This is a genomic window from Streptomyces sp. NC-S4 (genome assembly GCF_054353315.1).
Genome location: NZ_CM135937.1, coordinates 5625467 through 5646778 on the forward strand (window position 1 = coordinate 5625467; position 21312 = coordinate 5646778).

16 protein-coding genes are annotated in these 21312 nt (G+C 73.8%); 13 read left to right on the forward strand and 3 right to left on the reverse strand.

Features of this window, described 5'->3' with window-relative positions; all coding sequences use genetic code 11:
- Positions 1–177 precede the first annotated feature (177 nt).
- The 4 genes from ACXNSR_RS25495 (at position 178) to nudC (ending at position 10234) form a co-directional block, all read left to right on the forward strand.
- Positions 178–4044 (forward strand): UvrD-helicase domain-containing protein, encoded by a 3867-nt coding sequence (locus ACXNSR_RS25495; protein ID WP_458637775.1) that lies wholly within the window; start codon positions 178–180, stop codon positions 4042–4044.
- Positions 4045–4165: 121 nt separating this feature from the next.
- On the forward strand, positions 4166–7807 hold the full coding sequence (locus tag ACXNSR_RS25500) for a UvrD-helicase domain-containing protein (RefSeq protein ID WP_458637776.1): 3642 nt from the start codon (positions 4166–4168) through the stop codon (positions 7805–7807).
- Between the two features lie 9 nt (positions 7808–7816).
- Positions 7817–9223, forward strand: coding sequence for a dipeptidase (locus ACXNSR_RS25505; RefSeq protein WP_458637777.1), 1407 nt, complete (start codon positions 7817–7819; stop codon positions 9221–9223).
- Between the two features lie 54 nt (positions 9224–9277).
- Positions 9278–10234, forward strand: coding sequence for an NAD(+) diphosphatase (gene nudC, locus ACXNSR_RS25510; RefSeq protein WP_327383388.1), 957 nt, complete (start codon positions 9278–9280; stop codon positions 10232–10234).
- Positions 10235–10309: 75 nt separating this feature from the next.
- On the opposite strand, the gene ACXNSR_RS25515 is transcribed toward nudC, so the two are convergent.
- Complete coding sequence (locus tag ACXNSR_RS25515) at positions 10310–10570, reverse strand: mycoredoxin (protein ID WP_030011087.1); 261 nt, start codon at positions 10568–10570, stop codon at positions 10310–10312.
- 170 nt (positions 10571–10740) lie between these two features.
- Between ACXNSR_RS25515 and ACXNSR_RS25520 the strand changes: the two genes are divergently transcribed.
- The 5 genes from ACXNSR_RS25520 to ACXNSR_RS25540 all read left to right on the forward strand — a co-directional run bounded on the left by ACXNSR_RS25520 (position 10741) and on the right by ACXNSR_RS25540 (position 14649).
- Positions 10741–12918 carry an ATP-dependent DNA helicase UvrD2 gene (locus ACXNSR_RS25520; RefSeq protein ID WP_458637778.1) on the forward strand — a complete coding sequence of 726 codons (2178 nt, stop codon included), beginning with the start codon at positions 10741–10743 and terminating at the stop codon, positions 12916–12918.
- Positions 12919–13085: 167 nt separating this feature from the next.
- Entirely contained in the window at positions 13086–13409 is a 324-nt protein-coding gene (locus tag ACXNSR_RS25525) for a hypothetical protein (protein WP_458637779.1), read from the forward strand.
- A 179-nt stretch (positions 13410–13588) separates the two neighbouring features.
- Positions 13589–13960, forward strand: coding sequence for a WhiB family transcriptional regulator (locus ACXNSR_RS25530; RefSeq protein WP_030010480.1), 372 nt, complete (start codon positions 13589–13591; stop codon positions 13958–13960).
- Positions 13957–14286 carry a hypothetical protein gene (locus ACXNSR_RS25535; protein WP_458637780.1) on the forward strand — a complete coding sequence of 110 codons (330 nt, stop codon included), beginning with the start codon at positions 13957–13959 and terminating at the stop codon, positions 14284–14286. Before ACXNSR_RS25530 ends, ACXNSR_RS25535 begins: the two co-directional genes overlap by 4 nt.
- A gap of 156 nt (positions 14287–14442) precedes the next feature.
- Positions 14443–14649 (forward strand): hypothetical protein, encoded by a 207-nt coding sequence (locus ACXNSR_RS25540; protein WP_189732681.1) that lies wholly within the window; start codon positions 14443–14445, stop codon positions 14647–14649.
- 13 nt (positions 14650–14662) lie between these two features.
- Here the strand turns inward: ACXNSR_RS25540 and ACXNSR_RS25545 are convergent, their stop codons facing one another.
- Together ACXNSR_RS25545 and ACXNSR_RS25550 are read right to left on the reverse strand one after the other, a co-directional pair.
- Entirely contained in the window at positions 14663–15991 is a 1329-nt protein-coding gene (locus ACXNSR_RS25545; protein ID WP_458637781.1) for an ABC1 kinase family protein, read from the reverse strand.
- 72 nt (positions 15992–16063) lie between these two features.
- Complete coding sequence (locus ACXNSR_RS25550; protein WP_458637782.1) at positions 16064–17197, reverse strand: ThiF family adenylyltransferase; 1134 nt, start codon at positions 17195–17197, stop codon at positions 16064–16066.
- Positions 17198–17342: 145 nt separating this feature from the next.
- Between ACXNSR_RS25550 and ACXNSR_RS25555 the strand changes: the two genes are divergently transcribed.
- The 4 genes from ACXNSR_RS25555 (at position 17343) to ACXNSR_RS25570 (ending at position 21250) form a co-directional block, all read left to right on the forward strand.
- Positions 17343–17981 carry a M48 metallopeptidase family protein gene (locus ACXNSR_RS25555; RefSeq protein WP_458637783.1) on the forward strand — a complete coding sequence of 213 codons (639 nt, stop codon included), beginning with the start codon at positions 17343–17345 and terminating at the stop codon, positions 17979–17981.
- A gap of 139 nt (positions 17982–18120) precedes the next feature.
- Positions 18121–19776, forward strand: coding sequence for a TerD family protein (locus tag ACXNSR_RS25560; protein WP_458637784.1), 1656 nt, complete (start codon positions 18121–18123; stop codon positions 19774–19776).
- 20 nt (positions 19777–19796) lie between these two features.
- A complete protein-coding gene (locus ACXNSR_RS25565; protein ID WP_030011152.1) occupies positions 19797–20477 on the forward strand; it encodes an AIM24 family protein in 681 nt (226 codons plus the stop codon).
- A 17-nt stretch (positions 20478–20494) separates the two neighbouring features.
- The gene (locus tag ACXNSR_RS25570; RefSeq protein ID WP_458637785.1) at positions 20495–21250 is read left to right on the forward strand and encodes an AIM24 family protein; all 756 of its coding nucleotides are present in this window, start codon (positions 20495–20497) and stop codon (positions 21248–21250) included.
- Positions 21251–21312 lie beyond the last annotated feature (62 nt).

Consider the following 21312-nt stretch of genomic DNA (forward strand, 5'->3'; position numbering starts at 1 on the left):
GAGGCCCGGACGGGCGATCGGGCGACGGGCCGAACGCCCGTCCGTGGTACCCGGGGAGACTGCGCGCCGTCGGCCGGTTGCCGTAGCGTTGCCTCTTCGGCTTCCGCGGCGGCTTCCGCGCGAGCCGTCACGGCAGCACCGCCCCACCCCGCAGACCCACCAGGACCGGCACCCCACGTGATCACCTCTTCCTCCGACCGCACCGAACGGCGGCGTACGCGGACCCCCGACGCGTACCGCCTCGTGCGCACCGGGCCGGAACGGGTGGATCCCCCTGTGCTGGACGCAGCGCAGCGGGCTGTGGTTGACCACACCCGCGGACCACTGCTGGTCCTCGCCGGACCGGGCACCGGGAAGACGACCACGCTGGTCGAGGCAGTCACCGCCCGGGTGGAAGCGGGCACCGACCCCGCCCGGATCCTCATCCTCACCTTCAGCCGCAAGGCGGCGGTGGAACTGCGCGACCGGACCGCCCTGCGCCTCGGCGGCTCGCGCGCTCCGCAGGCCACCACCTTCCACTCCTTCTGCTACGGGCTCGTCCGCGCCCACCAGGACACCGACCTCTTCGCCGACCCGCTGCGGCTGCTGTCCGGCCCCGAGCAGGACGTGATGGTCCGCACCCTCCTGGAGGGCCAGCGCCGGATCCGCTCCATCCGGTGGCCGGACGACCTGCGGGCCGCGCTGACCACGCGCGGGTTCGCCGACGAGGTCCGGGCGGTGCTCGCCCGCGCCCGCGAACTGGGCCTCGGGCCGCAGGCCCTCTCCTCGTTCGCCGAACGCATCGGCCGCCCGGACTGGAAGGCGGCGGCGGCCTTCCTCTCCGAGTACCTCGACGTCCTCGACATGCAGGGCACGCTGGACTACGCGGAACTCCTGCACCGGGCGGTGCTCCTCGCGGAACGCACGCCGTCCCTCGCCTCCGCCTACGACGCGATCTTCGTCGACGAGTACCAGGACACGGACGCCTCGCAGCTGCGGCTGCTGCGCGCCCTGACCGGCCCGGGCGGCACGCTGGTCGCCTTCGGCGATCCCGACCAGTCGATCTACGCCTTCCGCGGCGCCGACATCAACAACGTCCTGGACTTCGGGTCGGCCTTCCCCGGCGCGCGGGTCGAGGCCCTCACCGTCGGCCGCCGCTCCGGCGCGGCCCTGCTGGCGGCCACCCGGCTGCTCACCACCCGGATGCCGGTCCCGCGACTGCCGGCCGAGGCGGTCCGCGCGCACCGGAACCTCACGCCGGCGCGGGAGGGCGGGCGGGTGGAGGTCTTCACGTACCCGACGGCGGGCGCCGAGCTGGACAACATCGCCGACATCCTGCGGCGGGCGCACCTGGAGGACGGGGTGCCCTGGCAGCAGATGGCCGTCCTGGTCCGCGCGGGCGGCCGCACCCTCCCGGCGATGCGCCGCGCCCTGATCTCGGCGGGAGTCCCGGTCGAAACGGACGGCGCGGACACCCCCCTGCGCCACGAACCGGCGGTCGCCCCCCTCCTGACGGCCCTGCGCGCCGCAGCCACCGCCGCCACGGCAGCACCGGTCACCGAACCCGGCCCGGAACACCCCCCGACCACGCCCCCCGACCTCGCCGAGCCGGGACCGGTGCCGAGCCCCGAAGCCGCCGCGGGCCATGCTGCGCCTGACCGGGAGCCGAGCCCCGCCGCGCCCGCCGACGGCCCGGGGCAGCCCGCGGGCCTCGGCGTGCCCGGTCCGGGGGCGAGCCCTGCCGCGCCCGCCGATGGGCCGGCGCAGGCCGCCGACCTCGGCGAGCCGACCCCAGGGCGGATCCCCACTGTGCCCACCGGTCCCGCCGCGTCCGCCGATGGCCCGGGGCAAGCCGCCGACCTCGGCGAGCCGGGACCGGGGCCGAGCCCCGCGCCCACCGACGGCCCGGGGCAGGCCGCAGGCCTTGGCGGCCAGGGGCCGGGAGCGAGCCCCGCTCTGCCCACCGGTCCCGCCGCGCCCGCCGATGCCCCGGCGCAGCCCGCAGGCCTCGCCGAGCCGGCTCCGGTGCCGAGCCCCGCCGCGCCCGCCGACGGCCCGGGTCAGCCCGCAGGCCTTGGCGGCCCGGGGCCGGGGCGGAGCTCCGAAGCCGCCGCCGACGTGTTGCCGGACGCTCCGCAGGAGCGGGCCGGGGCCGACGCAGCGGGTGCGGGGGATTTCGGCGACCTCGCCGGTGGCGTCACCGTCGAGGCCGCCCTCACCCTGCTCGCCTCCCCCCTCGGCGGGATGGACGCCGCCGACCTGCGGCGGCTCGGCCGCGCCCTGCGCGACGAGGAGCGCGCCGCGGGCGTCAAGGTGCCCGCGCCCTCCGACGTCCTGCTCGCCCGCGCCCTCGCCGAGCCCGAGCGCCTCACCGCGCACGACCCCGCCCACGCCCGCGGCGCGCAGCGCCTCGGCCTGCTCCTGCGCAAGGCCCGGGAGCTCCTCCAGGGCGGCGGCACCGCCGAAGAGGCCCTGTGGATCCTCTGGGACGGCACCCCCTGGCCCGACCGGCTGGAACGCCAGGCCCGCCGCGGTGGCGCGGCCGGCCGCAACGCCGACCGCGACCTCGACGCCGTCTGCGCCCTCTTCGACACCGCCGCCCGCGCCGAGGAACGCACCGGCGGCAGCGGCGCGCTCAACTTCCTCGAACAGCTGGAGGCGGAGGACATCGCCGCCGACACGTTGACGGCCCGCGCCACCCGCCCCGACGCCGTCCGGCTGATGACGGCCCACCGCTCCAAGGGACTGGAGTGGTCCCTCGTCGTCGTCGCCGGCGTCCAGGAGGGCCTGTGGCCCGACCTCCGCCGCCGCGGCTCCCTCCTGGAGGCCGACCGCATCGGCCGCGACGGCCTCGCCGAGCCCCTCACCCCCGGCGCCCTGCTCGCCGAGGAGCGCCGGCTGTTCTACGTAGCCGCCACCCGCGCCCGCGACCGGCTCGTCGTCACCGCCGTCAAGGCCCCCGCCGAAGACGGCGACCAGCCCTCCCGCTTCCTCACCGAGCTCGGCGTCCCCCCGCGGGACGTCACCGGCCGCCCCCGCCGACCCCTCGCCGTCGCCGCGCTCGTCGCCGAGCTGCGCGCCACCACCGTCGACCCCGGCGCCTCGCCCGCCCTGCGCGACGCGGCCGCCCGCCGCCTCGCCCGCCTCGCCGCGCTCACCGACGACGAGGACCGCCCGCTGGTCCCCGCCGCGCACCCGCAGCGCTGGTGGGGCCTGTACGAGCCCACCCGCAGCAGCGTCCCCCTCCGCGACCGGGACCGGCCCGTCGCCCTGTCCGGCAGCGCCCTGGAGCAGCTCGCCAACACCTGCTCCCTCCAGTGGTTCCTCGGCCGCGAGGTCAAGGCCGACACCCCCTCCACCGCCGCCCAGGGCTTCGGCAACGTCGTCCACGTCCTCGCCGACGAGGTCGCCTCCGGCCGTACCCCCGCCGACCTGGCCGTCCTCATGGAACGCCTCGACTCGGTGTGGGACGCCCTCGCCTTCGACGCCCCCTGGAAGTCCCGCCAGGAGAAGGACAACGCCCGAGCCGCCCTGGAGCGCTTCCTGCGCTGGCACACCACCGACCGGGGCGGCCGCGAGGCCGTGGCCACGGAGCACGAGTTCGACGTCACACTCGAAGCCGGTGAGGTCGCCGTCCGTATCCGGGGCTCCATGGACCGGGTCGAAGCGGACCCGCAAGGGCGCGCGTACGTCGTCGACTTCAAGACCGGCAAGTCGGCGCCCACCAAGGACGAGGTCGCCCGCCACCCCCAGCTCGCCGTCTACCAGCTCGCCGTGCGCGAGGGCGCCGTCGACGAGGTCTTCGACGGCCTGCGCCCCGCGCCCGGCGGCGCCGAGCTCGTCCAGCTCCGCCAAGGCGCCGCGGTCCGCGAGGGCGGCGACACGGTGCCCAAGGTGCAGGCCCAGCAGCCGCTCGACGGGGAGTGGGTCGGCGACCTGCTGGCCACCGCCGCGGGCCGGGTCCTGGACGAGCGGTTCGCGCCCGCCGCGGGCCGTCACTGCGACCACTGCTCCTTCCGCAGCTCGTGCAGCGCCCGCCCGGAGGGCCGCCAGACGGTCGAGTGAGCCCGCCGCCCGCCCGTCGCGCGCGCCCGCAGGTCTCCGGTCGCCGCCCGCCGGCCGGCCCTCGCCGGTCGCCGGGCGCTCGGCGGTCCGGGCTGTCGGTGGGGGCGGCTAGCCTTTTTACGTGCCCGCGCGTCCGCCCGCCCTCTCCGACCCCGAGCAGCTCAAGGAGCTCCTCGGGATCCCCTTCACGCCCGAGCAGATGGCCTGCGTCACCGCCCCGCCCGCCCCCCAGGTCGTCGTCGCGGGCGCCGGCTCCGGCAAGACCACCGTCATGGCCGCCCGCGTCGTCTGGCTCGTCGGCACCGGCGCGGTCGCGCCCGAGCAGGTGCTCGGCCTGACCTTCACCAACAAGGCCGCCGGAGAACTGTCCGAGCGCGTGCGCAAGGCCCTCGCACGGGCCGGCATCACCGACCCGGACCCCTCCCCGGCCGACGCCGACGCGGCCGGCGGCGAGCCCCGCATCTCCACCTACCACGCCTTCGCCGGACAGCTCCTGAAGGACCACGGCCTGCGCATCGGCCTGGAGCCCAGCTCCCGGCTGCTGGCCGACGCCACCCGCTTCCAGCTCGCCGCGAAGGTGCTGCGCGAGGCCCCCGGCCCGTACCCCTCCCTCACCAAGTCCGTCCCCGACCTGGTCGGCGACCTCCTCGCGCTCGACGGGGAACTCTCCGAGCACCTCGTCGAGCCCGAGCGGCTGCGCCTCCACGACACCGAGCTGCTGGACGTCCTCGCCGACACCAAGCTCACCAACGAGGACCTCCGCAAGGTCCCGGAGGCCGTCCGCGGCCGCCTCGAACTGCTGGAACTGGTCGTCCGCTACCGCGCCGCCAAACGCTCCCGCGACCTCTTCGACTTCAGCGACCAGATAGCCCTCTCCGCCCAGCTCGCCACCACCCGGCCCGAGGTCGGCGCACTGCTCCGCGAGGAGTTCCGGGTGGTCCTGCTCGACGAGTACCAGGACACCTCCGTCGCCCAGCGGCTCCTGCTCTCCGGCCTCTTCGGCGCGGGCTCCGGTCACGCGGTGACCGCCGTGGGCGACCCCTGCCAGGCGATCTACGGCTGGCGCGGGGCCTCCGTCGCCAACCTCGACGACTTCCCCGAGCACTTCCCGCACGCCGACGGGACCCCCGCCACCCGGCTCTCCCTCAGCGAGAACCGGCGCAGCGGCGGCCGGCTGCTGGACCTCGCCAACGGGCTCGCCGCCCCGCTGCGCGCCATGCACGAGGGCGTGGAGGCACTGCGTCCGGCGCCAGGCGCGGAGGCCGCCGGACAGGTCCGCTGCGCACTGCTGGAGACCCACGCGCAGGAGCTCGACTGGCTCGCCGACTCCGTCGCCCACCTGGTCCGCACCGGGACGGAGCCGCGCGAGATCGCCGTACTGTGCCGCTCGGCCGGGGACTTCGCGCAGATCCAGGCCGTGCTCGTTGACCGGGACGTGCCGGTGGAGGTCGTCGGGCTCTCCGGTCTGCTGCACCTGCCCGAGGTCGCCGACCTCGTCGCCGTCTGCGAGGTACTCCAGGACCCGGGCGCCAACGCCTCCCTGGTCCGGCTGCTGATCGGCCCGCGCTGGCGGATCGGCGCCCGCGACCTGGCCCTGCTGGGCCGCCGGGCGCGGCTCCTCGTGGGCCGCGCGCCCGCCGGGGCCGACCCGGACGAACGCCTCGCGGCGGCCGTGGAGGGCGTGGACCCGGCGGAGATCGTGTCGCTGGCCGACGCCCTGGAGACCTTCCTCGACGGCGCCGGACAGGCCCCGGACGACCTCCCCTTCTCGGCGGATGCCCGGATCCGCTTCGCGCACCTCGCCCAGGAGCTGCGCGACCTGCGGCGCTCCCTCGCGGACCCGCTGATGGACGTCCTGCACCGGGTGCTGACCGCCACCGGCCTGGAGGTGGAGCTGTCGGCCTCCCCGCACGCGCTGGCGGCCCGCCGCCGCGAGACCCTGTCGAACTTCATGGACGTGGCGGCCGGTTTCGCCGCCCTCGACGGCGAGGCCACGCTGCTGGCCTTCCTGGCGTTCCTGCGCACGGCCGCCCAGTACGAGAAGGGCCTGGACCACGCCCTGCCCGGCGGCGAGAACACGGTCAAGGTGCTCACCGCCCACAAGTCCAAGGGCTTGGAGTGGGACGTCGTGGTGGTCCCGGACCTGTGCGCGGGCGCCTTCCCGAAGGAGAAGCCGCCGGAGGCCTGGACCTCGTACGCGAAGGTGCTCCCGTACGCGCTGCGCGGCGACGCCCCCACCCTGCCCGGGGACCCGGCCTGGACCTCGGCGGGCCTGAAGTCCTTCAAGGCCGCGCTCAAGGACCACAAGTCGGTGGAGGAGCTCCGCCTCGGCTACGTGACCTTCACCCGGCCGCGCTCCCTGCTGCTGGCCTCGGGCCACTGGTGGGGCCCGAGCCAGAAGAAGCGCCGCGGCCCGTCCCGGTTCCTCGAAGCCCTGTACGAGCACTGCGCGGACGGTTTCGGCGAGATCGAGGCCTGGGCGGAAGAGCCCGACCCCACCGCCGAGAACCCGGCGCTGTCCGGGGAGTCCGCCCCGGACCACTCGTGGCCCCTCCCGCTCGACCCGCACTCCCTCGCCCTGCGCCGTGCGGCGGCCGCCCTGGTGGAGTCCTACCTGGCGGCCCCGCCCCCGGCGCAGGACGAGTACCTCTGGCCCCCGGACTGCGACGATCCGTGGCCGGACGAAGACCCGTGGGAACCGGACCCCGCCGACGACCCCTGGCCCTCCGGGCCCCCGGTCACGGCCACCGGGCCTTCCGAGCCCAATGCCCGGGCCTGGTCCGACGGCCCCTACGGGCCTGCGGCCGGCACGTGGCCCGCACCCGAAGCCCGGCCCGGCGCAGCCGTGCCCACCGGCCCCGCCGGGGAGCAGCGTCTCCCGGAGGGCGACGACCTGTGGGCCGACGAGGCCGCCCCCGCCCGGGGGCCGTCCGTACCGGAGGAGGACGATCCGTGGGCCGGGGAGGCCACCACCGGCGCCCGCGCGGCCGTGTCGCATCCGCGTCCCGTGACGGCCGACCCCGCCGGCGGCGACCTGGTTCCCGAAGAGGCCCGCGCCGTCGCCTCCTGGGACCGTGATCTCGACGCCCTCGAGGGCGAGCTCCGCCGTGCCCGCGCGGCCGTCCGCGACGTCGAGCTGCCGTCCGCCCTGTCCGCCAGCCAGCTGCTCCGGCTCGCCGCCGACGAGCAGGGCTTCGTACGCGACCTCGCCCGCCCCATGCCCAAGCCGCCGCAGCCGGCCGCCCGCCAGGGCACCCGGTTCCACGCCTGGGTCGAGTCCCGGTTCGACGAGCTGCCGCTGCCGTTCCTCGACGTCCTCGACCCCGTCGCGGACCTCCCCGGCGCCGGCTCCGACCAGGAGATCGCCGACGAGGCCGACCTCGACTCCCTCAAGGCCGCCTTCGAGCGCAGCCCGTACGCGGACCGGCCCCCGCACCGCATGGAGGCCCCGGTCCAGCTCACCCTCGCCGGCCGCGTCGTGCGCGGCCGGATCGACGCCGTCTACCGCAACGAGGACGGCTCGTACGAGATCGTCGACTGGAAGACCGGCCGCACCACCGCGGCCGATCCCCTCCAGCTCGCCGTCTACCGCGTGGCCTGGGCCGAGGCCACGAACACCCCGCTCGACCGGGTCTCCGCCGCCTTCCTGCACGTCCGCAGCGGCCGGGTGATCCGCCCCCGCAACCTCCCGGACCGGGCCCGCCTTGAGCGGATCCTCCAAGGAGATCAGGACCCGGACGGTGACCACCGGGCGGACGGCTAGGCTCGGGGCATGAGCGACACCCCGCCGGACAGCGCCGTCCGCACGTACATCGACACCCACCGCGCCGCCTTCCTCGACGACCTCGCCGAGTGGCTCCGCATCCCCTCCGTCTCGGCCCAGCCCGAGCACGCGGGCGACGTACGCCGCAGCGCCGAATGGCTCGCGGCCAAGCTCAAGGAGACCGGCTTCCCGGTCGCCGAGGTGTGGGAGACCCCCGGCGCGCCCGCCGTCTTCGCGCACTGGCCGAGCGAGGACCCGCACGCCCCGACCGTCCTCGTGTACGGACACCACGACGTGCAGCCCGCCGCCCTCGCCGACGGCTGGCACACCGACCCCTTCGAGCCGGTGATCCGGGACGGCCGCATGTATGGGCGCGGCGCCGCCGACGACAAGGGACAGGTGTTCTTCCACACCCTCGGGGTGCGGGCGCACCTGGCGGCCACCGGCGCCGCCGCCCCCGCCGTCCACCTCAAGCTCCTCATCGAGGGCGAGGAGGAGTCCGGCTCCCCGAACTTCCGCGATCTCGTCCAGGCCCGCGCCGCCGAGCTCGCCGCCGACGTCGTGATCGTCTCCGACACCGGCATGTGGTCCGAGACCACCCCCACCGTCTGCACCGGCATGCGCGGCGTCGCCGACTGCGAGATCGACTTCCACGGCCCGGACCAGGACATCCACTCCGGCGCCTTCGGCGGGGCCGTGCCCAACCCGGCCACCGTCGCCGCCCGCCTGGTCGCGGCCCTGCACGACGCCGACGGACGGGTCACGGTCCCCGGCTTCTACGACAACATCGCCGAGCTGACGGACGCGGAGCGCGCGCTCATCGCCGAGCTGCCCTTCGACGAGTCCGAGTGGCTGCGCACGGCCAAGTCCCACGCGGCCGCGGGCGAGGCCGGGTACTCCACGCTGGAGCGCGTCTGGGCCCGGCCCACGGCCGAGGTCAACGGCATCGGCGGCGGCTACCAGGGCCCCGGCGGCAAGACCATCGTGCCCGCCTCCGCCCACCTGAAGCTGTCGTTCCGCCTGGTGTCCGGGCAGGACCCGTACGAGATCGAGGCGGCCGTCAGGGACTGGGTCGCGGCCGCCGTTCCGGACGGGATCCGCCACTCCATCACCTTCGGCGCACCGACCCGCCCCTGCCTGACCCCGCTGGACCACCCGGCCCTGCAGTCGGTCGTCCGGGCCATGGGCCGCGCATTCGGCGAGAAGATCCGCTTCACGCGCGAGGGCGGCTCCGGCCCCGCGGCGGACCTCCAGGACGTCCTGGACGCGCCCGTCCTCTTCCTCGGCATCTCCGTACCGTCCGACGGCTGGCACTCACCGAACGAGAAGGTCGAGCTGGACCTCCTGCTCAAGGGCGTCGAGACCACCGCGTACCTCTGGGGAGACCTGGCCGCCCACCACCGAACCACCGCCTGACACCCGACGCACACACCTGCCGTACCGAGCCTGCCTGTCCCACCACCGGGGGAGTTGGAAGTACCTGTGAGCACCCATACCGAGCGCCCTCTCACCGAGCGCCCTCTTTCGCTCGCCGCGCCCAGCGGGATCGACCGCGCCGCGCACCACCGCCTCGACGAGGCGTGGCTCGCCGCGGCCTGGAGCCACCCCACGACCCGTGTCTTCGTCGTCTCCGGCGGTCAGGTCCTGATCGACGACACCCCCGACGGCGGCACCGGGATCGTGATGACCCCGGCCTTCGAGGCCCCGGTCACCGAGACCCACCGCTACTTCCTGGGCACCGACGAGGACGGCGTACGGTACTTCGCGCTGCAGAAGGACGCGCTGCCGGGCCGCATGGACCAGTCGGCCCGCCCGGCCGGCCTGCGCGAGGCCGGACTGCTGCTGTCCCCGCGCGACGCGGGGCTGATGGTGCACGCGGTGGCGCTGGAGAACTGGCAGCGGATGCACCGCTTCTGCTCGCGCTGCGGCGAGCGCACGGTGGTCGCGGCCGCCGGGCACATCCGCCGCTGCCCGGGCTGCGGCGCCGAGCACTACCCGCGCACGGACCCGGCCGTGATCATGCTGGTCACGGACGAGCACGACCGTGCCCTGCTCGGCCGCCAGGTGCACTGGCCGGAGGGCCGCTTCTCCACGCTGGCGGGGTTCGTGGAGCCGGGCGAGTCCATAGAACAGTCCGTCATCCGCGAGGTGTGGGAGGAGGCGGGCGTCCGCGTCGGCGAGGTCGAGTACGTGGCCAGTCAGCCGTGGCCCTTCCCGTACAGCCTGATGCTGGGCTTCCGGGCCCGCGCCACCACCTCGGAGATCACGGTGGACGGCGAGGAGATCGAGGAGGCCCGCTGGTTCTCCCGCGAGGAGCTGCGCGCGGCGTTCGCGTCGGGCGAGGTGCTGCCCCCGTCGGGGATCTCCATCGCCGCCCGGCTGGTCGAGCTCTGGTACGGCGAGCCGCTGCCGAAGGCGGCCGCGTAACCTTCGTCACAGCGGAGGGCCCCCGCCTGGGCGGGAGCCCTCCGCTGTGTCCGCTGTGCTCGTTCCCGGGGCCGGTCAGACGGCGAGGGCCTGCTTGACCTGGGCCAGGCTCGGGTTCGTCATGACGGACTCACTGCCCGCGGCGGACTTCACGAGGACGGTGGGAACCGTCTGGTTGCCGCCGTTGGCCTTCTCCACGAACGCGGCGGACTCCGGGTCGAGCTCGATGTTGATCTCGTTGTACGCGATGCCTTCCCGGTCCAGCTGGGTCTTCAGCCGACGGCAGTAGCCGCACCAGGTCGTGCTGTACATCGTGACGGTGCCCGTGTCCTGCATGCTGCGCTCTCCTTCGTGAGGGCTCGGTGGTCCGAGTACTCGAACGTACGGGACCCCGGGGCCATTCCCGTACGGTCACCCCGGCGCACCCGGTGTGACTGATACGACTGATACGTGCCGCCTGTGGACAATTTTCCCGCCCGGCTCACGGGACCTGGCAGCATGGCGGGGTGACAGCAGCAACGCACTCCTCATCGTTCCCGGGTGGACCCGCCTCCTCCGCCGACTCGGCCGACGCGGTGCTCCTGGGCCTCGACCCGGAGCAGCGCGAGGTCGCGACGACCCTGCGCGGGCCGGTGTGCGTGCTGGCGGGCGCCGGTACCGGCAAGACCCGCGCGATCACCCACCGGATCGCCTACGGCGTCCGGTCCGGGCAGCTCATGCCGGCCAGTGTGCTCGCCGTCACCTTCACCAACCGCGCCGCGGGCGAGATGCGCGGACGCCTGCGCACCCTGGGCGCGGGCGGGGTCCAGGCCCGCACCTTCCACTCCGCGGCCCTGCGCCAGCTGCAGTACTTCTGGCCGAAGGCGGTCGGCGGTGAGGTGCCCCGGCTGCTGGAGCGCAAGATCCAGTTCGTCGCCGAGGCCGGTGCGCGCTGCCGGATCCGGCTCGACCGCAACGAGCTGCGCGACGTCACGGGCGAGATCGAATGGGCGAAGGTCACCCAGACCGTGCCCGCCGACTACCCGGTGGCGGCCCTCAAGGCGGGCCGCGAGGCCCCCCGGGACCTGGCCGAGATCGCCCAGATCTACGGGACGTACGAACAGCTCAAGCGCGACCGCGGCATGATCGACTTCGAGGACGTGCTGCTCCTGACCGTCGGCATCCTCCAGGACCGGCACGACATCGCCGAGCAGATCCGCACCCAGTACCAGCACTTCGTCGTCGACGAGTACCAGGACGTCAGCCCGCTCCAGCAGCGGCTGCTGGACCTGTGGCTCGGCGAGCGCGACAGCCTCTGCGTCGTCGGTGACGCCAGCCAGACCATCTACTCCTTCACCGGAGCCACCCCCGACCACCTGCTGAACTTCCGCACCCGCTACCCGCAGGCCACGGTGGTCAAGCTGGTCCGCGACTACCGCTCCACCCCCCAGGTGGTCCATCTGGCCAACGGGCTCCTGAACCAGGCCAAGGGCCGCGCCGCCGAGCACCGCCTGGAGCTGATCTCGCAGCGCGAGACCGGCCCCGACCCCGTCTACGCCGAGTACCCGGACGAGCCCGCCGAGGCCGAGGGCGTCGCCCGCCGGATCCGCGACCTGATCGCGGCGGGCGTCCCGGCGGGCGAGATCGCCGTGCTCTTCCGCATCAACGCCCAGTCCGAGGTCTACGAGCAGGCCCTCGCCGACGCCGGGGTCCCCTACCAGCTGCGCGGAGCCGAGCGGTTCTTCGAGCGCCAGGAGGTCCAGAAGGCGATCCTCGCGCTGCGCGGAGCCGCCCGCTCCGGCGGCAACGACCCGCTGCTCGACGACGTCGTGGAGCTGGGCTCCCAGGTCCGGGCGGTGCTCAGCTCCACCGGCTGGAGCACCGAGCCGCCCGCCGGCTCCGGTGCCGTGCGCGACCAGTGGGAATCGCTGGCCGCGCTGGTCCGGCTCGCCGAGGACTTCGCCCGGACCCGGCCCGGGGCCACCCTGGCGGACCTCACGATCGAGCTGGACGAGCGCAAGGCCGCCCAGCACGCCCCGACCGTCCAGGGCGTCACCCTGGCCTCGCTGCACGCGGCGAAGGGTCTGGAGTGGGACGCCGTCTTCCTCGTCGGCCTCACCGACGGCATGATGCCGATCACCTATGCGAAGACCGACGAGCAGGTCGAGGAGGAACGGCGGCTGCTCTACGTCGGCGTCACCCGGGCGCGGATCCACCTGAGCCTGTCCTGGGCGGTCTCCCGCGCCCCCGGCGGCCGGGCCTCCAGGCGCCCCAGCCGCTTCCTGAACGGCCTGCGGCCGGGCTCCGCGGCCCGGGGGGCCGCGGCGGGCTCCACGGCCGAGCGAGGGGCGCGGGGGCGCGTCCGCCGCGGTCCGGCGCTGTGCCGGGTCTGCGGCAAGACCCTGACCGAGGCCGGCGAGCTGAAGCTGATGCGCTGTGAGGACTGCCCGTCCGACATGGACGAAGGCCTCTACGAGCGGCTGCGGGACTGGCGTGCGGCCCGGTCGAAGGAGCAAGGACTGCCCGCCTACTGCGTCTTCACGGACAAGACGCTGATGGCCATCGCGGAGGCCTCGCCGTCCGAGGAGGGGGAGCTGTCGATGATCTCCGGAGTGGGCGGCCGTAAGCTTGACCGGTACGGAGCCGACGTCCTGGCCATCTGCGCAGGTCAAGAGGTTGCGGCCGGGCATCCTGACGACGCGTAGAAACTCGTCGGAAAAATAGTTTGCACATGCCCAGCGAAGACCCATAGGTTCTTAGCAACGGAAACGGTGGCTTCTCCGAAGCCCGGGATCCGTGCTGTACTTATCCGAATACGTATGGGACAGGCCCCCGGGCCGAGTCCCCGAGACGCCGAGAGGAGGCGAGACCAGTGACCAGCTTCATGACCTTCACCAAAATGACCGATCGCTCGGTCGACGCTTCCTGCCTGCTCGGTTCCGTCTCCCTCCTGGGTACCGGTGCGTCCGCGATTTCCGCCGACCGCCCCGCCCTGCTGGCGATCCTTCCGGTCAGTGAGCGCAATGAGCGACCGACCAAGGCACCGGTGGCAGTACTGGCGGCAGAAGCGCAGACGCATGGCGCCTATGGATTCGCTGCCGCAGCCGGTGCCGGATCCCAGAAGAAGCAGACGAAGCAGCAGCACCACCTGATGTGGGCCTTCCGCGGGCTCGAACCCTGGAGTGATCCAGCCTGATCGCATGATCAGGCCGGCGCCTTCAGGGCCGCGGAACCCCACCCGGGATCCGCGGCCCTTCTGTTTGTCCCGAACAGGGACGACGGAGCGAAGGGGCCACGGGACTGGCAGTCAGGTACCAGCCGAACCCGGCCGACCGGCCGGAACGACTAGCCGAACAAGACGAGGAAGAAAACACCGTGCAACTCGAAGCGCACGCCCCGTCCGTACCGCAGACCCAAATGATCTCCCCGCCCGCAGTCCCGGAGGACCACACCTTGACCCCGCTCACCGCGCTGACCGCGCTCGACGACGCCATCGAGAACCTCGGCGTGCCCGTCCCCTGCCGCACCTTCGACCCCGAGGTCTTCTTCGCCGAGTCCCCGGCCGACGTCGAGTACGCCAAGTCCCTCTGCCGCACCTGCCCGCTGGTCGAGGCCTGCCTCGCCGGGGCGGTCGAGCGCCGCGAGCCCTGGGGTGTCTGGGGTGGCGAGCTCTTCGTCCAGGGTGTCGTCGTCGCCCGCAAGCGTCCCCGTGGCCGTCCGCGCAAGAACCCGGTTGTCACGGCATGACCGCCATCGGAACCATCGACCGCCCCCTGACGCACGACCCCCTGAAGCAGGCCCCCATGACCTCCTACACCACGAGCGAGCAGCCCCACGGCGCCGCCCACGCAGACTTCATCACCGCCGGCGCGATCACCTCGCGTCAGAACAGGACCCGCGAAATGCAACTCATCCCAGAAGCCCTGGCTCGCGCCCATATGGACGAGCGCATGCGTGAGGTGGACGCCGAGCGTCACGCCCTGCGCCTGGTCGCCGCCCGCCGCATGCAGCGGCGTGCCGAGCGCGTCTCCATGCGCGCCCGGCGCGCGCTGGCCATGGCCGTCATGCAGTAAGAGCTGAAGGAACAGCAGGCGTCGGCCCCCATCACCCGGACCCCGGGCGATGGGGGCCGACGCCTGTCCGCGTTCCCCCACCGACCGGCCTGCGGCGAGCCCTTCGGCCGGTGCGTTGCGCGGGCTGTCCGGGGCGGGCGGGGATATCGTCTGGAGGTGGACCAGCCGACTCCCCATCCCGGCCCGTCGGGATCCGAGGCCCAGCCCGTCGTCTGCGCGGGCTGTGGCGCGAAGGCCCCGGGCGAGATCCCACCCACCTGGACCTGCTCGGTGGAGAACGGGACCAGACAGTACTTCTGCGTCGACTGCGCGCGCGCCAACCTCCGGGCGATCGAGGGCAGGCTCGATTCGTCCTGGTGGTGACGCGCCCGCGCGGTCACTCGGCGGAGGCGAACCCCGGCAGCCAGGTGTCCAGTTCGTCCCGCAGCCGCACCGTCGCGCCCAGCTGGCACAGCACTCCGATGGTGCTCAGCGTCACGCGGTGGATCAGCAGGTAGGACGGCGGCAGGTTGATCTGACGGCCCAACTGGTGCGCGGGGGAGCGGGGATCGGCGATCCGCGCCGCCTGGCCGCGCAGCCACGGCCGGGTGAAGGTGAACTCCTCTGCCTCGGCGGGCTCGATGATCGGCTTCAGGTAGTCCAGCACCGCGTCGGGGTCGAGCTCGACGGACTCCTTCACGAATCCCTCGGCGCACAGGTGCCCGTAGACCCCCTCGGCGTCACCGTCCAGCGTCATCCGCAGCGACCTGCCGATCGGCTTGGGCCAGCCACCGGGCAGCCGGTCGACCGTGCCGAAGTCCAGGACCCCCAGCCGCGTCCGCCCGTCCGCCCCCGGTATCAGCCGGAAGTTGCCCGGGTGCGGGTCCGCGTGCAGCAGGCCGGTGCGCGCCGGACCGGAGAACAGGAACCCGGCCAGCAGCTGTCCGGCACGATCCCGCTCCTCCTGGGTCCCGTCGGCTATCACCTCCGACAGCGGGGTCCCCTCCATCCACTCGGTCACCAGTACCTGGTCGCCCTGGTGCACGACGTCCGGCACGACCACGTCCGGGTCGTCCACGAAGGCGTCCGCGTGCGTCCGCTGGGCCTCGGCCTCCAGCTCGTAGTCGAGTTCCTCCGCGACCCGGTCGCGGAGCTCCTTGATCAGCGGCTTGATCTCCATGCCGGGGATCAGCGGCCCCAGCAGCCCCGCGAACCGGCCCAGTTGCTTCAGGTCCGACAGCAGCGCCTCACCGGCCCCCGGGTACTGGACCTTGACGGCCACCTGCCGGCCGTCGTGCCACACCGCCCGGTGCACCTGACCGATGGAGGCCGCCGCGGCCGGCTTGTCCTCGAACTCCTCGAACAGGTCCCGCCAGTCGGCACCGAGACGGTCCGTCAGCACCTGATGCACCGTCGCCGCGGGCAGCGGCGGAGCCGCTTCCTGCAGCTTGGTCAGCGCCGCCCGGTACGGTCCCGCGACCTCCTCGGGCAAGGCCGACTCGAAGACCGACAGGGCCTGCCCGAACTTCATGGCACCGCCCTTCAGCTCCCCGAGCGTGCGGAACAACTGGTCAGCGGTGCGCTGTTGGAGCTCGCGCGCCACGATCTCCGCGGACTTGCCCCCGATCCGCTTGCCCAGCCCCCACGTGACCCGGCCCGCTATGCCGAGCGGCAGCGCCGCCAGCTTGACCGTACGGGTGACCGCCTTCCGGGGAAGATCAGACATACGCCCCTCCATGTCCCAGACAGCTGCGCCGCGAACGGCGGACTCAGGAAGGGCTCCGCCGCCCCGACAACCTCAGCGCATCCTGTCATGGCCCTCCCGGCTGCTTCCCGCCCGATCCGCCCCGGGCGGCCCGCCCGCCCCGCAGGGGCAGTCGGGATGCGGGGGGACTGGGGTGGATTCCCAGTGCAGGGCGGGGAGGGCCGCCTCCCAGCGGGAGGCCGTGGAAGCGGGGAGCCGTCCGTCGAGGAAGGCCAGCGCGTGGGCCGCGGCCAGCCCGGCCACCGCCGTGGACAGGCCCAGGTCGCAAGCCGCGCCCGCACGGCGGCGGTGGGCCGAACGCCACTGCACGAGCATCCTCGGCCAGGCCGCGTCCCGGTCCACGCGGTCGCGCTCCATGCACCCCGCGCAGGCCGTCGACCCCGGCAGCACCAGCGGCCCCACCAGCCCTGTCCCCTCCAGCACCCCCGCGTACAGGTGGGGGATGCCCGAGGCGATCCAGTCGGCCGCGATGTCCGGATCCGGGGCCCAGGCGTGCAGCCCGTCCCGGGGCGCGACCACCACCAGGGCCAGTCCCGGCTCCGCCCCCGCGTCCTCGCCGGCCCGCGGGGCGCGCCCCGGGGCGGACTCGCGCACCAGCCTGCCCGCGGACTCGGCCCGCGGCCGGCCCACGCTGCCGGGGTCCAGCCCGCCCGGCGCCACGTCCGCCGGCTCCACCCGGCCCCCGTCGAGCACCTCCACCCGGCCCACGCCGGCTCCCGCCAGGACCGCGGCGATCACGGCCCCCACCCGGCCGCTCCCGCGCACCCGGACCCGTATCGCCCGGCGGGCGGCGAGCCCCCGTAGGTCCCCGCCGGGCTCCCGGTGGACCAGGGACAGCGAACCCAGGTCGGGCCCCAGCCGTTCCAGGCCCTGCGGATGCGACCGCAGGGCCTGGGCCCGCGGGCCGCCCGCCGTGGCGTCGTCCAACAGGCCTGCCCCCGCCAGTGTCCTGACGACCTCGTCGGCCCGGCCGTCCGGCAGTCCCATTCCCGTGGCCTCGGCCCGCAGCAGCTCCATCCCCCGGGTCCCATCGATCCGGTCGATCAGCGCGCCCGTAGCCGTGTCCACGGGGCCGAGCACCACCGCGTGGGCGGGCGTCACCCCGAACTGAACCGTCTGCAGATCCCGCCACGCCCGCGCCAGCGCCGGCTTCACCTTCGGATACATGTCGCGTCCCCCTCGATTTCCCGTGCGCACCCGTGGCCACCCGACCGCACCCGCGCCGCCCGTTTCCCGTTCTTCCGCAACAGTGCCCGCCCGCCGGAATCCGTGCCGAATTTTGTCCACAGGTGCGAGTTATTAGGCATATGAGATGAAGGGGAATGGGGTTCCGGAAATCGGCTGTGAATCCCTCGTGTTCGAACCGCGGACGGGCGGGACTTCCGCCACCGCGACCGGGTACGGTCGTGGCGTGTCCGCCGACCCACCGCAGCGCGCCGTCGAAGTCCGCCGGAGCGCGCGCCGCCGCAGGACCGTATCCGCCTATCGCGAGGGTGACCGTACGGTCGTGCTCATCCCTGCGCGGATGTCCGAGGCCGAGGAGCAGCGCTGGGTCGGGGTCATGCTCGACAAGCTGGCCGCCCAGGAGAGCCGGCGCACCTTCGGGGACGCGGAACTCACCGAGCGGGCCGCGCAGCTGTCCGAGCAGTACTTCGACGGCCGCGCCCGCCCCACCACGGTCCGCTGGGTCACCAACCAGAACACCCGCTGGGGCTCCTGCACCCCCGCCGAGGGCAGCATCCGGCTCTCGCACCGGCTCCAGGGGATGCCCGAGTACGTCGTCGACTACGTGCTCCTGCACGAGCTGGCGCACCTCCTCGTGCCCGGCCACGGACCCCGCTTCTGGGAGCTGCTGGAGGCGTACCCGCGCACCGAGCGGGCCCGCGGCTACCTGGAGGGCGTGGTCGCCGCCGAGCGGCTGCCGAAGGTCCCCGCCGCCCGCGAGGAATGAGCCCGCCGGCCGGCCCGCCCACCCCCCGCGCCGCCCGCAGTGTTTTGTACCGGGTCGGTACCGGCTTGGCCGGATGTCGGCAATTGCCGTTAGCCTGAGCGCCACGCATTCACAGTCGGGATGGGGGACGGTCGTACGTATGGCCAGGGAATTCCAACGCGGCCACAAGGCCAAGATCAGTGATCTCACCGCGGGCACCGATCTGTACGTAGGCGTCCAGATCGCCGGATCCGGGCTCGCCTTCGACATCAGCTGTTTCGGCCTCGACGCCAACGAGCAGCTGTCGGACGACCGTTACTTCGTCTTCTTCAATCAGCCGAAGTCGCCGGAAGAGTCCATTCAGCAACTCGGCGCGCAGTCCGGCGACACCGAATCCTTCCGGGTGACGCTGGACCGCATTCCGGCGTCCATCCACAAACTGTCCTTCACCGCCACCATCGACGGTGCCGGACAGATGTCGCAGATCGGCCCCGGCTACATCCGGATCGTGGCCGGCGGCGAAGAGGTCGTCCGGTACTCCTTCACCGGCTCGGAGTTCACCACCGAGCGGGCCGTGATGCTCGGCGACTTCTACCTCAAGGACGTGTGGCGCTTCGCCGCCGTCGGCCAGGGCTTCGACGGCGGGCTCGACGCGCTGCTGCGGAACTTCGGCGGCGAGGTCGCCGAGGACGAGCAGCCGGCGCAGCAGGCCCCGGCCGCCGCCGCGCCCGGGTTCGCCCCGCCGCCGCAGGCGGCCGCCCCGGCCCCGGCCTTCGGTGCCCCGGCCCCCGCCCAGCAGGCCCCGCAGGCCCCCGCCCCCGCGCCGTCCTTCGGCGCGCCCGTGCCCGGTGCCGCCCCGCAGCCGCAGTACCAGCAGCCCGCGGCCCCGGCCCCGGTGCACGCCGCGCCCACCATGGCCGCGCCGCTCGCCCCGCCGGCCCCCGCCCCGTACGGCCAGCCGCCGCAGCCGCCCCAGCCGTCCTACGGCCAGGTGCCGCCGCCCGCGCCGGCCCCCGCGCCCTACGGGCAGCCGCCGCAGCAGCCCTCCTACGGCCAGGTCCCCGGCCAGCAGCCGCCCCCGTACGGGCAGCAGCAGCCCGCCTTCGGCCAGCAGCCGCCGCAGTACGCGCAAGCGCCGCAGCAGGCGGCCGCCGGAGCGGGCCTCGCCGCCGCGCTGCAGCCGTACAAGGAAGCCCCCACGGGCATCCGCTGGACCCCGCAGAACCAGCAGCTCATGCGCGTCGACCTGTCGATGGGCGGCCAGGCCGTCCTCGCCCGCCAGGGCAGCATGGTCCTGTACCAGGGCAAGGTCGACTTCAGCTACAAGGGCGCGGGCTTCGCCGGCCGCATCGTCGGCAACGCCACCGGCCAGGAGATGCAGCTCATGCGCTGCACCGGCCGGGGCCAGGTCTTCCTCGCGGAGAACGGCGCCCACCTGCACGCCATCGAGCTCCAGGGCGACGCGATCTGCGTCTCCGCCGAGGCCGTCCTCGCCTTCGACGAGTCGCTCCAGCACGAGGTGCGCCGCATCGAGGGCCACGGCATCCCCGGCGGCGCCCTGTTCACCATGCAGTTCCAGGGCACCGGCACGGTGATCGTCAAGACGCACGGCGTCCCGGTGGTCCTGCCCGTCACCCCGACCACCTTTGCGGACAGCAACGCCATCGTGGCGTGGTCGGCCGCCTCGCAGGTGATCATCTCCAGCCAGGTCCGGCTGCGGCGCAACGCCTACCCCGGCCACAGCGGGGAGACCGTGAACCTCCAGTTCCGCGGCGCTCCCGGCAACTTCATCGTCGTCCAGCCGTACGAGGTCTGAGGGAGCCCGACATGAACGCAATGAACCAGCAACTCGCGGGCTTCGCCCCGACCCCCGTCACGGCCCGCATGGAGAACCACGGCCGGGCCATGCTCAAGGTCGCCATGCAGAGCGGCCAGGACCTCTTCGCCCGTACCGGCTCGATGGTCGCCTACGAGGGCTTCGTCCAGTACGAGCCGAACCCGCCGGCCGTCCGCCAGATGGCCTCGCAGTGGATCACCGGCGAAGGCGCGCCGCTGATGAAGTGCACCGGCGACGGCCTGCTCTACCTGGCCGACTACGGCGCCGACGTGGTCGTCATCAACCTCAACAACGACTCGCTCTCGGTCAACGGCACCAACCTGCTCGCCTTCGACGCACACCTCCAGTGGGGCGTCGAGCGGGTCAAGGGCCTCGCCAAGTTCGCCGGCCAGGGCCTGTTCAACGTGCAGATCGCCGGCACCGGGTGGGTCGCCCTGACCTCCCGCGGCACCCCGATCGTGGTCGACTGCGGCCGCGGTGAGGACGAGACCTACGTCGACCCCGACGCGCTCGTCGCCTGGTCGCCGAATCTCAAGGTCAAGGGCAAGCGCAGCTTCAAGGCCTCGTCGATGATCGGCCGGGGCAGCGGGGAGGCCTACCAGATGGCCTTCTCCGGCCAGGGCATCGTCGTCGTACAGCCCAGCGAGGACAGCACCGACCGGCTCCGGGCACGGGGCTGAGGGGGAGCGGACACATCATGCAGAGCGCACTTTTCGCCCACGCCGAGGCGCAGTCCCAGGAGCGGTACGCCATCCAGAACCCGCAGCTGCTGCGGGTCTCGCTGACGGGCTCCGACGACGTACTCGCCCGCAAGGGCGCCATGGTCGCCTACCAGGGACTCATCGACTTCGACGGCGAGTACCAGAGCAGCAGCCAGCGGAACGCCCGCCGCCGCACCGGCGAGGGCCTGGACCTCATGCGCTGCTCCGGGCAGGGCACGGTCTACCTGGCCAACCTGGCCCAGTACGTGCACGTCGTGGACGTGGACCAGGACGGCCTCACGGTCGACAGCAGTTACGTGCTGGCCCTGGACTCCACCCTGCACACCGAGGTCATCGCGGTCGACAGCCAGTACGGGATCTCCGGCTCGGGCAAGTACCAGCTCAACATCTCCGGCCGCGGCAAGGTCGCGCTGATGACCTCCGGGCAGCCGCTGATGATGCAGGTCACGCCCGACAAGTACGTCAACGTCGACGCGGACGCGATCGTGGCCTGGTCCACCTCGCTGCGCGTCCAGATGCAGGCCCAGACGCACTCCAGCGGAGTGTGGCGGCGGCGCGGCAACACCGGGGAGGGCTGGGAGCTGAGCTTCCTCGGCACCGGCTTCGCGCTGGTGCAGCCCAGCGAGGTGCTGCCGCCGCAGAACGCCCAGCTCGGCCAGGGCGTCGCCGCGCAGTTCGGCATGGGCCAGCACGGCTCCCACGCGCAGAACCAGAACAACGCCTGGAACTGACACTCCCGGCACGGCGAAGGGGCGGCCCGCACGGGACCGCCCCTTCGCCGCATCCGCCTCGG